We start from the raw sequence: 14618 nt of genomic DNA on the forward strand, positions 1-14618 counted from the left end.
AAAGGTCTACCTGAGTTTCCCTTACGTGTATCTGTAAGTCCATCTAACCCACTGGTCGTGTATGCACTCTTCCAACGTTTTGCAGCCTTATTTACACGAACCATTCCGAGGATTTCAATGTCAAAGCCGCAGGACTCAAAGATTTCTCTGGGTAGTCGACCTGACTCATATTCTGCAATAAATAAGCGTTTGAATTCATCTGTGTACGTAATACTCTTTTGACTTACGCTTTTCACATACGGATTGGATTTTATCTTGTTCACATCACGTTGACTAAATTAACTTAATACTCATGGTTTTCTCCCCGAATTTTATTTCCTTAAGTATATAGAAAAGTACCCCGTAGAGTAGACCTTTGGTGTCTACTCTACGGGGTACTTTTTATATTACTGGCTGACCTTTTTTATAGGTTCTTATTATAATGACAGTCAGGATAGAATGTAGCGCATCGTTTTGAATTTCCGGCTGTCGAACAGGGTTTCGTTGTCCAAGCATACTTTATGACACATTTATTAGGATAGTTCCTGCCTAGCTGACATTATCTAAACGAGCGTGTCAAAACCTCTCGAAATATAAAGCTCTGCTATGTCACATTCTTGTGGAAACATCCCAAAAAGCAAGCTAAATCTGAACCCTACAGAATTTAAAAGCAAATGATTCTTTATATTGAATTATTAAATGGACAAAGAGAAACAAATGATTTCATTTTGGTAAAAATAACGACCCCAAAAACAATTTAAGTGTGAATAAATGAGTCATATGGTGGAAAAGTATTTAACAAAGGAGGCTGTTCACACTGCTGAATATATTTAAAATTCATGAAACATTTGGTTGGATTTTTTACTTTCGGAGTTATTTTTTCTAAAGACTGGGTATATTCCCCTGCTTGTCCTGATAATTATCAATTTAGTACAGATATATGTTACAAATCGCCTTGCTAACGTCGAGGTAAAACCAAAATAACCTGCATCATTAATATGGCACCAGAACTCCGCTTAGACTGCAAAGCTAAGGAAATCCCATTATATAAAGCCCAATTTCTCGGTGTTGTAAGTGGGAAATTAGGCTTTAGTTAGTTCAAAAAAGCACCCTAGGAGGAATGGATTATGGAGTCGTCAGAAATAATCACGATATATCGGGAAGTATTAGAAGGAAAGCGAGCACGTTTTCCTAACTATTTTTTTGATGGGAAGCAAGGAAAGACACATCTTATCTGTCTAACTCAATACTTATTAGAAAAGCATCTGAACATACCGACTAAGGATATTCCTAATAAAGTGAATGCTAGACTCCTGTGGAGCCACCGCCTGCGGCCTCCAGCCAGCATGCATGGATGGAGTTTTATGGAACTAATTCAACATGCCTATCCCGGGCAATTTCACTCATGGCAATTTAAACAGGTATCGAATGGTTATTGGAGGGGACACATAGGATTAGAACGTGCTGTGGAAACGATCAAATATGTTATTGAAAATAAGTGCAATATTCCACACAACAAAATCCCACAGCACATAGACTGTCACTTCTTTAAACAACATAGGTTGACTGGTATTCTTTCTTTGTTTGGTGATTCTCCATATCAGGCCATTAATGCCGTATACCCAAACCAATTTCAACCTTGGGAATTTAATAATGTCCCTATGAATTATTGGAGAAGTGATCATAACATTAAAAAGGCCATGAACAGTCTCATTTTTGATAAGCTTAGCTGTTCCTCATACGATGAAGCTCATTTAAAACTAAAGAAGACCCACTTTGAAAAGTATGGATATTCCGGATTATTTCAAACAGCATTTAACATGCGATTATATAATGTAAGAAAGTGGTTAGATGAAGCCGGCGATTCAGGTAAATAATGATTCAGTTCGAAGGTGCTTGGAAGTTCTTATTGCCATTCGGAGCCAAAAATCCCTACCGAAAATAGAGGTTCACGAGAGTCTCTATCCAGAAGTCTTTCATCTATTGTATTGAGTTACTTCTAGTTCATACATTGGGTTTTCGTTTCCCGCTCGTTACTCTATATCATGAATGAGAACATAGGGATGACGAAAATCTTTGGTAAGGTTAAAAAGAGATTATAGAATTGCGGTGAAAGGTCTAATATGAATATCTAACAGACAACCGTCAAAGGCTGTCTGATTTTTTACTTTTTAGGTATCCATTAATAGTGTGTTTTCAACACCGTGTAGATGAATAAATCTCCACATCTTTACACATGGTAAGAACTATAAAAATAAATCAGTGTTTGGAGTGTTTCACGCTATGTTTAAAAGAGGACGTCATTTTTCTATGCCTCGAAAAAAAGAGGCACCATTCATTCAAGGGAAATTATCAAATCATCATTCCGAACGGTTAAGTCCAGCGTTAGATGAGAACCTGAGACAGATCCATGCCCGAATTGGGGAAAATGGTGATGTTATCAATCGAGAGTTTCTTATCTTCGGGAAATACCGCGGGGCTATTGTATACTTGTCATCCCTGGTTGACGAACCCTCCATTTATAGAGATATACTGAAGCCTTTAATGCTGACTCCCTCACATGATAAAGACTTGGATGTTCCTTGTCAGGAATTGATCGATATGATCTGGTGTGAATATTTACATGTAAGCAAGGGAAAAAACATATCAGAAGTGAGCTTAATTCTTGAATCCCTCTTTCAAGGAAACACCCTATTCGTGGTTGAAGGCTCCTCGGAAGCCATCCTGTTAGATACGCGCACTATTCAGAAAAGAGGAATCCAGGAACCTCAAACGGAGCAGGTCATTCGTGGCTCTCGAGAGGGATACATTGAAGTTTTAGAAACAAACTTAAACCTCCTTCGTGCAAGATTGCAGACGCCTGACCTGCGAATTACCATCAAACCTATCGGCCAAAAAACCAAGTCAAAGGTCGCTGTTTGTTACTTAAACGGTATTACAAATCCAGAACTGATCGATGAAGCCAATAAAAGGCTATCTAAGATTAATACGGATGGGATATTGGATGCGGGCTACATTGAACAATTCATCGAGGATTATCCCTACTCCCCATTCCCACAAGTTCAAAATACGGAGCGACCGGATAAAACAGCCGCTTCTCTTTTGGAAGGACGTGTAGCTATTCTGGTCGATGGGTCCCCCTTTGCCTTGATCATTCCTGCGGTATTTAATCAGTTCTATCAAACCCTAGATGACTATACAGAACGTTTTATTATAGGCAGCTTGATACGTACGATTCGATTAGTTGCCTTACTATTTTCACTGTTTATTCCAGCGCTGTACGTATCGATCATTTCCTTTAACCCGGAATTGATTCCCACTGAATTTGCCGTCGCTGTGGCAAGCGGACGTGCAGGTGTACCTTATCCAGCCGTCGTTGAGATCTTGATTATGGAAGTGTCGATGGAGGTCCTACGTGAAGCCACATTAAGGCTCCCTCAACTCATTGGAGGCGCCCTCTCGATTGTGGGTGTTCTTGTTATTGGAGATGCGGCTGTTTCAGCGGGATTTGTTAGTCCCATTACTGTCGTCGTTGTTGCTTTAACCACCATTGGATCATTCGCAACTCCAGCCTATAATGCTGCGATCGCAGTACGTATGCTGCGATTTCCAATGATTATCTTAGCAGGCATGTTTGGCATTTACGGTATGGTGATTGGCATGCTATTCATTGTCAATCATGTATTGAACATTGATTCGTTTGGAGTTCCTTACTTATCCCCTTTTGTTCCAGGAAATAAGCAAGGGCTAAAAGATTCTCTTATGAGGGCGCCATTATGGTGGATGTCTCACCGTCCAAGCCACCTGCATACACTCGATAATACGAGGCTCTCAGACAATGATCAGCCCAGCACAGATTCCGTATTACAACCAACAAGAGAAGAGAGATAAATTCATGTACAGACAAAGATCCATAACCTGGTTTCAAGCATCGGCCGTAGTCATCAGCTCTATTATTGGTGGTGGTGTACTCGATATCCCTCGTATCGCAGCTGCCACTGCGGATAGTGGCGCTCCTCTCATCACATTGGCTGGAATTGCGATTGCTTTATTGGGTATTTGGTTGATAACCGTTTTAGGCATGCGTTTTCCGAAGGAAAATTTGTTTCAGTATAGTCAGCATATCCTCGGAAAGCCAGTTGCATATTCGGTTAACCTATGTATGGTTCTTTTCTTTGTAATCCTTACAGCCTTGACCGTAAGGCAGTTTGGCGAGGTTGTGGTTTCCGCGGTATTGCGGAAAACACCTATTGAAGTCACCATCATCATATTATTGCTGCTTGCCACTGTAACGACGCGACGAAACATAATCAGATTTTCTTACATCCACATGTTTTATTTACCATTTATCCTCGGACCTGTCCTTGGTATTGCATTGATCTCACTTCAAAATGCTGAGGTACTCAATCTGCAACCCATCATCGGTAACCATCCCAAGGACGTTATTGGGGGGGGATTGTCCATCACAGCATTGTTTCAAAGCTCCTTGATTATCACGTTGATCATTCCCTTTATGAAAAAACCAGAGAAATCATTGAGATCCAGTATGCTTGGAGGGACTATTGCTGGATTATTGTATTTCATCATCGTTATCTCAACTGTTGCTGCTTTCGGCCCTCAAGAGACTATTCAACTGATTTGGCCAACACTGGAAATAGCAAGATTAACTTCCCTTCCCGGTAAAATTTTTGAACGCTTAGACGCTATATTTATTGCCGTGTTGGTTATTACTGTGTTCACGACCATTTATGCTACATATTATTTGGCAAGTTATGCTGCGCGCGAGACGTTTGGTTTAAAGGATCATGGTTTTCTTTCAAGCTTTCTTCTCCCCTTTCTATACCTTGTTGCCATGATCCCACAAGATATATTTCAGTTATACCGAATGGGTGAAATCGTAGGTAAAGTTGGCCTTTCATTAACACTGGGCTATCCATTACTACTATGGATTATCGCTGTAATACGAAAAATAAGGGGGAATCCCGTTGAAGAATAAATTCATGAAAGTCGTTGTTTATCTGCAGCTCCTAGCTATTTCTGTGCTATTGAGTGGATGTTGGGATAGTACCCAAATCGACGATCGTGCCCTTATCTTAGGATTAGCGATCGATGAGGCTGGCCCGGAAGCCTCCAAAAAGGAAGATCTCGCGAATCACAAAGAAAGAGATGTTAAACAACTTAATAAAAACATGATCCGTTTAACTGCTCAAATCGCGGTGCCTGGACGCGTTCCACTCGGTCCTGGCAATGGAGGTAGCTCAGATAGTAAAAAAAGCAGTCCGGTTTGGGTTGTCCAGGTTGTGGGTCACACGATCGAAGATGCGATGAATAATTTGCAACAGGAAATAGCAGATCCTCGCTTTTTAGAACACCTCAGGATCATCGTGATCAGTGAGAATATCGCGGAGAGAGGTTTGGATGATCTGAATGATGTTTTTCGCAGGAATGCGCAAGTCCGCCGTTCAACCTGGTTACTCGTTACCGATACAAAAGCTTCTGATTTGATGGAAGTTGCTCCTCCTCTCGAACGCGTACCCACTTTATATGTACTTTCTATGCTGGAAAAATCCGTTGAGATGGGGAAATTTCCAGAGATGTATTTGTCACACTTTTGGAATAATGGTTCTAAACTTGGACAAAACCCGTTTTTGCCCTATATTTCGATACGAGAAGGTGAAAATATCCTGATTAATGGATTTGCTTTTTTCAGAAATAATAAAATGGTTGGAACAACGTCGAGCCCTATTGAAATTGGCGTATATATGGCAGCAAAAGGGATAAATCCTGGAGGTTATACAGTCCTGTTCCCTGTCCAAGATACGGGTTATGTCATGGTTAGAGCCAAAAAACGAAAGAGTTACACTAAAGTTCGAATACAGAATGGAAAGCCACATGCTGATATTGATGTTTATATTCATGGTGAACTCGTTGAAAAACTCTCTGCGAATACAAATATTGACACGACTCTAGACTTGAAAAAAATTGAGGAAGAACAAGAACGGAGAACAACTATGGCTATTAACGACCTGATAAAGGAGACGCAAAAGGTTAAGTCTGATATTTTTGGTTTGGGTGAATATGTAAGAGCCCATGAACGATCCTACTGGAATGAGAATGTTCGAGCTAAGAATGATTGGGAGAACTTGTATGCCGGCATGTCCATACATGTGAACGTTAAAGTGAACATTCGTAGAGTAGGTATGAAAGTTAAATAAGGGAGGATCTTTTGAAGATGATACTTAATCTAGGGTGGTCCTTGGTGGCTCTTTTCGTCCTGTCTGGATTATTTTTATTAGCTGTAGAAGGTCCGACATTTCGGAGAAAACACATGAAAAAAGAACGAATGGTTGCGCTTAGGTTAGGATGGATCCAATTAATCCTATCTGTCTTTCTGACTTCTATCGTGGTCACCTTGCAATTCCTTGGAATAGGTCGGTAGTAGAAAATTGAAAGCAGTTTATTTTCGTGCTATCTAGAGGTATTCATAGCAAGAGTGAACCAGGTTTGAATTAAAAACTCACTGAAGTTGATGTACCGCTTTATCAAGGTAGCGGCAACCCCTGCGATCTCATGCTTTATCCGTTGCAGTCACGGATAGAAAGGTGTTGTAGTGATGCAAGCAAGCATGGAGTAAGATATCTATATGCATAAATGATTAGTCCTGCTCACAAAAAAATCTTCGCTTACACTTCACTGTCTTCATCTATCCCTAAGTCATGCTGATAGATCAAATTTTGCCCATATATACTGCGAGTCCCTTAGTGAAGATCAAGTAGTAAACATATGTACACAACCGACCCCTTACCAAAAAAATTCATATCCTCTAGGGTAGGAATACATTTCGGATGTTTTTGCCCATCCCCTCGAAAAGGTGGAATAAGGGAACTTTTGATAAAGATATATTTATCAATATAAAGAATGGGCGCATCTTATTCAAGAAAAGCGCCCGATTGCGGAAGTGTTACTATTTCGTTATCAATAATAAGCTCCGAATCGGCTTGAATGCAAATGTCTATTTTTTGCCGAATGGAAGCCTTCTCATTGAACTCTTCTGTTCGTTACTTCAATGAAAATCAACAACACAGTTTAACAAAGCCATTATTTTAAGTTCTATTTAAATCCTTCTTCGTCTGGAAGAATTCAGCCATTGTCGGCGACCGCGATAGTGCATTTTTCTATGCTAATTCAAGAATTGATTCGGTTGCGGGCCTCAGGGTGAAAACAAAAACTTAGGATCGTAATGGCTCTCATTCTCCGTCATTCAGTATTCAATCCTTATGTGTGTACATTTTCAACGATTTCAATGCCGCAAAAAACAGAATAGCAAGGCTTCTCATTGTGTATACAACTGTACACTTTGTCCTCTATTTGTATAGCTGAAGCAGCTGTAGTAACTTGATCTTGATCCCTTTTGTAAGTAACTATATCATAAAGAAAGAATTAATTTGATGAGAACCACAACAACAAGGAGCGCTGCTACATGAAAGCAATACAATTCACCACGTACAATGCATATGGAGAATTTTGTTTTTATGTTAAAAAAGAACTACTGCAGGAATAATTTCACTTGCCAGAATCACGAGGTGGATTCACCATGTTCATGTAATTTATATCTTCCAGGGTAAACAATATTCACCTCAACCTTTACATGGCGCAGGGAATCTTGGTTTAAAACGAGTTGCTGTTTTCCTGTGGCAATGCTCTTCCATTGATGTGGATGTTTGCGATACAAAGATTCGCCCAAATTGTAAATATCTATACCCTCTTTAAAAGCAGTTTGATACGTTTTGCGGATTTGCTCCTCTATTTTTTCCTGAGCCATTTGTGTGAGTTCCTTTTCGGTAAGGTCCGTATGCAATTCATTGATCCCTGCCTTCACTTTTACTGAAATATCGAAATACGCCTTGTTCAATTTCACAATAGGAGTCACTTCATATTTGGGTTTTTCTGCGACAAGAACAGCCGCAAGCTTCTCTTCGGCAAACAAATCAAGAGGTACTCGGATCGTGTGAGTACTTAGCCAGGGCATTCCCGGCAAATCCTTAAGATCCATTCGTCCATAATAATTGTGTAGATCATATACATGTATGCCAGAATATCTAAGCAGCTCTTTTGGTTTATTACTTTCCTGCCATTGACCTTTGCGAAGCGATAATTCCGGTATATAACTGGTTCTGGCCTTTTCGTTTGAGTCCAGTACAAATTGTTGCAGGCGGACCGGAGAAAGGATAGAACACTGTCTGAAATTTTGCTCGGGCTTGTGAAGAATGGATGCATTTGGCGATAATCTAAAAAATGGGGTTGCCAGCAAGATTTCTTCAGGAGGCTCTCTTGTGCTAAACAGCCAGGCCAAGTACCTTATTTCACGATAACGATTGATCAATTCCAGCACTTCTCCGACTTTGTTTTCCTTCATCAATCTCTCGCTGAACAAAATGGCAGAGATTTGTCCCAAGTTTAAGCGTTGTTGTGATGTACTGTACAAATCATTTGCCGCCTCCGTAAACGAGGAACCTTCGCCTTTGCCCACCCAAACCGGGGGCTGCTCCGCTTTTTGCTGTCCCTCCAGCTTGGCCACTGTCGAGAAATCAAGCAATTGCACATATAAGGTGTATTGACCATCGACATAGTCTATTCCAACAGCCGTAGCATAGTTCATGTTTTGCACTTCATATCTGCTCCAGCAACCGGTAAGGGTGAGAAGAAGGAAAAGTGCAACCATACTTTTATATCTCCTCATTTATGCCTGTCCCCTTGCCTTGTAGAATCTCGTGTCTTCAACATGTCCGGTCGAGTTTTTCGCCATGGCCAAGGTAATCGAAACAAAGCGTTGGCCAAGTCTTTAAATGGAGGTGATATTGGGGCCAAGTAAGGCAAGCCGCATGAACGCAATGAGGCTAAATGGCTGAGCACAATAAATAATCCAAGAAAGAAGCCATAAATGCCAAGCATGGCAGACAGAATGAAAAGAAAAAAGCGTAAGATACTAATTGTTCCAGCCAATGATAGGCTCGATAAAGTTGAACCAAAGATTTGTGTAATTGCTCCGATGACAACAATACCAGGGGATAAGAATCCTGCACGAATGGCTGCATCCCCCAGGATAAGTCCTCCTACAACCGTTACCGTGCTGCCGACCGCAGAAGGGAGTCGGGTACCAGCTTCCCGCAGGATTTCTAAGAAGATAAGTACAATAAACATTTCAGTTGCCACATCAAAAGGGATTCCCAACCGGTTAATCCCCAAAGTGGCAAGCAGATAATAGGGCAGCTGATCTTGATGATAGGAAAGAATGGCAACAAAAAATGCAGGAAGCAGTAGCGATACGGACAAACCAAGTAAACGAAGCGTTTGACCAAATGTAGCTGACAAAGCAGTAAAGTGGATATCTTCGGGTGCTTTCACAAGCAAAAATAAATTGGCAGGCGCAATCAACGCAGCTGGTGTACCATCCACAATCAACGCTACACGGCCATTTAGCATACAGTTAGCGGTAAAGTCTGGTCTGCCTGTATACCCCATCAAAGGAAATAATGCTTTTGTCGGTTCCATTAATTCTTCTAGCTGAGTGGCGCTAAACGCTCCGTCAATGTGAAGATCATCTAATTTATTCTTTACATCTTGAACAATCTTAGGATCAACAATGTCACGCATGTATAGAATCGCAACGGTTGTTTTCGTGCGAACGCCTACTTTTTTCGTTTCATAAACCATACTGGTTGATTTGATTCGTTTCCGAATTAACGCCACATTGACTCCAAGTTCTTCCACAAATCCATCCTTTGGTCCACGTACCGAGACCTCAATACTGGATTCTTCCGGATTTCGCGCTGGTTTTTTTGAGATATCGAGGGAGAATAAGGAGCGTAGGGTCGGAATAAACAAAAGCAGTTTGCCTTCAAAAATATCCGTTTCGGCCGTTTGCTCCCACTCCTCAAGAGTAACGAACTCTAATTGTAGTTGGCTCGACTCGACTATTTCCTCCTGATGATGAAAACCATTGTTTTCATAAAATCGGGTCAAATGAGGAAGCACAGTTTCATGAATGAATGTTTTGTTGTCACTTAACCCCTCACAATAAAGCAATAGGATTCTCGATTGTTCATCATCAGGGTTTAATTTGTAAACATGGTGCTTAACATCTTGACACATTTTAAAGTGTTGGATGAGTGATTGTTCATTAAGTGGTTGCAAGACTGTTGCCTCTGTATTAGGCGATGGCCTCTTGCTTTCTGCCCCCTGATTTCCAAATAATCTTTTCATTCGTCGGAATAGTTTATTCATCCTAGCTAGTCACTCCTTTTGGCGAATTCTTGAGATGATCATTCGACCAACATACAGGATCAAGGTCCCTACTGTAAAGATACAAAATGAAGGAAAATAAAACCTTCCTAACAAGTCTAGAAAAGCCATGTCGCTCATCGGCAGCAAAATGGCAACAAGCATGGCCAATGCGCCAAATAACACAGGTAACCATCTGCGTTTTTGTAAATTCCACAATTCTCCCAAGAGATAGATAGAAAGGGACACACGAATGAATGTACCGGATAGCCACTGGTAAATCGAAAAAAAATCGACATGCTCCACATATTCTCCCAGTCTAACGATTCTCCATTGAGCGTAAGCGGGGTATCTTTGGTTAGCCGCTTCATCAGGGCCAAATATCGCAATCGATCCCATTAATGGTCCTAACGTAATTCCTGTAAGGATGAAGCACATCAACATCAAGCTTTTAAATCCTGGTTTTTTTGTTAATTTGTGCTGAATCAGCAACATCAAGAAAGGCAACTCCAGCAATCCCCCGGCAACGTAAGGAACACCTTTCCATAATGGAGTTGTCCCGTTTTCTAACAAAGGAAAAAGCAGGGTATAATCTTTAAACTGAAAATTGGCAATCGCCACAAGATGACCTAGAATAACAACAAATGGCAACAATATTCCGCTCACAATTGCAATTGTACGGAGTCCTTGAAAAGTAGCAAAGAAGCATGCAACAAGTGTGGTTCCCGCAAGAACTAGTATCGGTGTTTGCGGCAAGTAAGATGCGATTGTCCATGTTAGAGTATCTTTTAAGGAAATAAAGCCCATGAGCCATAATAACAAACTATAAATAATCACTAAGATTGCAGATAAAAACTTTCCAAAGTGCTGATCTAGCCACTTTTTAATGTGTTGATTGTTCATGTTTTGAATGATGTAGTTCAAGCAACCAATCCAGACAGGTGAAGCGACAAAAACAAGAAGCACTACGAGCCAGGCATCTCGCTTTGATGCTTCGAGTAGTAAAGGGATAATAATCACGTGGTTCATTAATCCAACCGAAAGCATAATAATCATGTATGACTGAATAGGAGTAATCTTAGGCAAAAACTCACCTCAAATCCAACAATTTGAAATAGAAACATCATGAGCTATAATTCCCTCAACAACTTCGTTCTATTCATCTGATATTAAGCTAGTCCTGGCTTATATCGGCCGGACCAACTTAGAGCAAGAAAAAAATGCTAAGCCCGTCACATCAAAGGCTTAGCGTATATTTTGTTCATCCAGCCTAGTTATCCATTTTGATAAAACTTTAACGTGCTTGCAGTCAAGCAACCGTTATCCCAACGAAACTACACATTTTCAATAATAATCCTTTGTGCTGTTCTCAGGTTGCGTTGTACAGTTCTCAACACATTTTCTTCTTCTGCGTAAGCACCTACTTGCACACCGTCAACAATTACACGTTTAATAGCCATATTGCTTTTCAGATTAGTCGATTTTCTCTTCAAATTAAACGCGCGTGCTAACCCATTAACATGCCCTTGGACAACCGCTTGCCGCCAATTCGGGTCTCTTAATTTTTGGGCATCGCTTGCATGATCAATAAATCCGTTCTCCGTTAATAAAGCGGGCATTCTGGTTTCTCGCAGTACATGGAAATTGGCCTTTTTTTTGCCACGGTTATGCAAGTTATTTACTTTGACAATTTCTAATGTCCCGAATGAACGCTGTTCTCGATGAATCAGACAAACTGTTATGAATATAATCTTCATACCCATGAGCTGAACCGTTAAATGCATTAACGTGGATGGATAGAAAATAATCTGCACCCCAAGCATTCGCATCATCTGTACGTTCTTTTAAGCTGCGCGTAATATCTGCTGTTCTACTCATTTTAATTTGCAGGCCTTCATAATGGTTTTCCGAGAGATTTCGAATGCTATGGGAAATATTTAAGGTAATTTCTTTTTCCTGCATCCCATTGCCAATAGCTCCTGGGTCCACTCCCCTGTGACCAGGATCTAAATATAATTTAAACATTTTACACCACCTCGTACAAATGCAATATGATCGAAGAGTAACGGAGGTATAGGAATTCTTCTGAGGTACATATAAAAATAGGTGATGATAGGCATTACATTTCATTGAATCAGATGATTTATTTTAAAGCTAAGAAATTTTCCAAATGCGAGACCATATGTATGAGCAGCAGGAATTAATGTTCCATATTTTTCGTGGGTCAGGCAAACTCTTGTTCATCTAGACAGTAGGCTGATTGATTATTGATGCTTCTTTCTTAACAAAACACCTAAGTGATTCTCTGTGCATATACTGTATCATTACTACAGGATTATGATTAAATACAACTCAATCCATACATAAAATAATCAAGGAGAGGTTAATTTTGAAAATTCCAAAGACAGCCAAAGTTAGTATCCCCTTTCCATCCGTATGGGGGATTGATGCTTCTATTGCGGGGAGATCCATTATTAGAGGTATACTTACCATTGATTCCATTGTAGACAACAAAGTAGTAGGTACAGTTAATTTTCGTGGTATATCTATTCCGATTAATGGGTATTGGGACGAAAGCGCTAAACAAATAAGTTTCGATTCACCATATGCCTCCTTTTTTGGCAACTTGACAATATTTGATGAGACCGCTATAAGCATTCGGCATTTCGTTTTAAGTGGACGGTTTATAATGAAACCTCCCTCTTTGCTGGCTGGTGAATATGGAAATTGGATTGCTACAACCTTTACACCCCGTTTGGGACCTCCCATATATACTAATGTTTTACCACCTGCTGGTGCCTTTTCAGTCTCAGGTATGCTCTTGGGACAGCAATTGTTTTAATTAGACCATGACTTTATAAAAACAACCTTCGTTTGTGATTGACTAAGGTTGTTTTTTATAAAGTGTTCTCGGAAAATACAGCCTTGCTTTAAATCTGAGTTTAGCGTATATCTCCGTTAAAATGTACTCGGAACCCTTTGATGATCGTGCCTAGTTAGATAAACAAATATTGATACTTCCTTATAGAAATAGCCTGCTTGGTTAGGTACGTTGTTTCACAATCCCCGGAAATTTTTAATATAAGTAATGAATGCTTATTTTTTTCCTTCCGATAGCTTTCTATATAAAGAAGCTCTAGATACATTTGTAATTTCACAAATTTGATTTACAGTCATATTTCCTTCTTTATATAGCTTTACTGCATAATTCATTCCTGCGTGATTTTTATGATATTTCTTTAACCGTCCTTTAAACTTCCCTTCTTTCTTTGCGAGCTCAATTCCTTCACGCTGACGCATACGAATAAGGTCTCGCTCTAATTGGTTAACACCAGCCATTACCGTAATTAAGAATTGGCTATATGGATTATCTTCTGATAAATCTAGCCATGTATCCTTAAGTGATTTTAAGCTTGCCTTTTTATTTCGTATTAAATCAATCAATTCAAATAAATCTTGCGTACTTCGAGTGATTCGAGTTAAATCTGTAACATAAATAATGTCACCTTCCTGTAAATCCTCTAACATTTTTTGAAGTTGTTCACGATCTTTTGTGGCTCCTGAAATTTTTTCTTCATAAATAATATCCATTCCAATTTCGTTCAATTGCCGAAATTGTCTTGAAGGATTTTGGCTAGTCGAACTGACGCGTACATAACCGATTTTCCGCAAAATTTCACCTCATTTTTGAGACAAGTCTTATGAGACACTCTTAACTATGATTTTATCAGTCTACTATACTTGTATCAATAGAGTAGGCCTGGTCTCGCTGCCGAGGCGAGCACCAGGGCGTTGTACTTGAACGACGAACCGTCCACCAGCTTCAACTTGTGCGGCCTTCGATCGAGGGATATCAGCCAGCAACAGGAACAATAAACTTTGAAGTACAATCGAAAATATAGTCATGGGGTAGCCCTCCTTTAATTTACCGTTCTATCTATTTAGCCCCTAAATGAACTTGGACAGTACACCCCTTACTCCGATATAATCATATTAAGGCGGAGGGGAACGCGAAATGAAGAGGAAGCAGTATGATCTGAACTTCAAGAAAATGGTGGTTGCCAAGGGAAAGGAAATTGGCAATATGACGGCTGTGGCCAGACAACATGAACTCGATCCGAAGATGGTGCTTCGATGGGCAAAAGAGCTGAACCGTAAGGATCTCGATCAACTGAATGGGGCGAGTATCAAGCAAGCGAAATTTGTGCCTACCGCAGCGGATTATGCAGAGCTTGTGAAAGAAAATGAGAAGCTCAAGAAGCTCTTTGCAGAACAAGCCCTGGAGAGGGATATTCTCAAAGACCTACTAAAAAAAACGAACCCACACTTGCGGATAAAATAGAGATTGCCCAGAAGTA

Annotated in this window: 11 protein-coding genes and 2 pseudogenes; 7 read left to right on the forward strand and 6 right to left on the reverse strand. The window is 40.1% G+C overall.

The genetic code is table 11. The features are described from left to right. Positions 1 to 266: pseudogene (locus ACPV3A_RS01385) on the reverse strand (HTH domain-containing protein); the annotation flags it as partial. Positions 267 to 1106: 840 nt separating this feature from the next. Between ACPV3A_RS01385 and ACPV3A_RS01390 the strand changes: the two are divergent. The 5 genes from ACPV3A_RS01390 to ACPV3A_RS01410 all read left to right on the forward strand — a co-directional run bounded on the left by ACPV3A_RS01390 (position 1107) and on the right by ACPV3A_RS01410 (position 6418). Further along, entirely contained in the window at positions 1107 to 1856 is a 750-nt protein-coding gene (locus ACPV3A_RS01390) for a DUF4046 domain-containing protein (protein ID WP_063477451.1), read from the forward strand. A 406-nt stretch (positions 1857 to 2262) separates the two neighbouring features. Continuing rightward, complete coding sequence (locus ACPV3A_RS01395) at positions 2263 to 3870, forward strand: spore germination protein (RefSeq protein ID WP_082834227.1); 1608 nt, start codon at positions 2263 to 2265, stop codon at positions 3868 to 3870. Then, a complete protein-coding gene (locus ACPV3A_RS01400; protein WP_235613119.1) occupies positions 3818 to 4975 on the forward strand; it encodes a GerAB/ArcD/ProY family transporter in 1158 nt (385 codons plus the stop codon). Before ACPV3A_RS01395 ends, ACPV3A_RS01400 begins: the two co-directional genes overlap by 53 nt. After that, a complete protein-coding gene (locus ACPV3A_RS01405; RefSeq protein WP_231887923.1) occupies positions 4965 to 6194 on the forward strand; it encodes a Ger(x)C family spore germination protein in 1230 nt (409 codons plus the stop codon). Before ACPV3A_RS01400 ends, ACPV3A_RS01405 begins: the two co-directional genes overlap by 11 nt. A 17-nt stretch (positions 6195 to 6211) precedes the next feature. Beyond that, complete coding sequence (locus ACPV3A_RS01410) at positions 6212 to 6418, forward strand: CLC_0170 family protein (RefSeq protein WP_063477453.1); 207 nt, start codon at positions 6212 to 6214, stop codon at positions 6416 to 6418. A 1137-nt stretch (positions 6419 to 7555) separates the two neighbouring features. Here ACPV3A_RS01410 and ACPV3A_RS01415 read toward each other — a convergent pair. The 4 genes and pseudogenes from ACPV3A_RS01415 to ACPV3A_RS01430 form a co-directional block, all read right to left on the reverse strand. Next, a complete protein-coding gene (locus ACPV3A_RS01415) occupies positions 7556 to 8701 on the reverse strand; it encodes a Ger(x)C family spore germination protein (protein WP_063477455.1) in 1146 nt (381 codons plus the stop codon). Positions 8702 to 8715: 14 nt separating this feature from the next. After that, positions 8716 to 10263, reverse strand: a complete 1548-nt coding sequence (locus ACPV3A_RS01420; RefSeq protein WP_256719865.1) for a spore germination protein — start codon at positions 10261 to 10263, stop codon at positions 8716 to 8718. A gap of 9 nt (positions 10264 to 10272) precedes the next feature. Further along, a complete protein-coding gene (locus ACPV3A_RS01425) occupies positions 10273 to 11346 on the reverse strand; it encodes a GerAB/ArcD/ProY family transporter (protein WP_082834228.1) in 1074 nt (357 codons plus the stop codon). Between the two features lie 248 nt (positions 11347 to 11594). Beyond that, positions 11595 to 12285 (reverse strand): annotated as a pseudogene (locus ACPV3A_RS01430) (N-acetylmuramoyl-L-alanine amidase family protein). Between the two features lie 364 nt (positions 12286 to 12649). On the opposite strand from ACPV3A_RS01430, the gene ACPV3A_RS01435 reads away from it, so the two are divergent. After that, positions 12650 to 13102 (forward strand): hypothetical protein, encoded by a 453-nt coding sequence (locus tag ACPV3A_RS01435; protein ID WP_063477456.1) that lies wholly within the window; start codon positions 12650 to 12652, stop codon positions 13100 to 13102. 254 nt (positions 13103 to 13356) lie between these two features. Here ACPV3A_RS01435 and ACPV3A_RS01440 read toward each other — a convergent pair whose 3' ends face one another. Beyond that, positions 13357 to 13932, reverse strand: coding sequence for a recombinase family protein (locus tag ACPV3A_RS01440; protein WP_063477457.1), 576 nt, complete (start codon positions 13930 to 13932; stop codon positions 13357 to 13359). Between the two features lie 343 nt (positions 13933 to 14275). On the opposite strand from ACPV3A_RS01440, the gene ACPV3A_RS01445 reads away from it, so the two are divergent. After that, entirely contained in the window at positions 14276 to 14602 is a 327-nt protein-coding gene (locus ACPV3A_RS01445; protein WP_063477458.1) for a transposase, read from the forward strand. Positions 14603 to 14618: the final 16 nt, after the last annotated feature.

Source organism: Paenibacillus sp. Dod16, assembly GCF_049893405.1.
In the GTDB taxonomy this organism is placed as follows: domain Bacteria; phylum Bacillota; class Bacilli; order Paenibacillales; family Paenibacillaceae; genus Paenibacillus_AQ.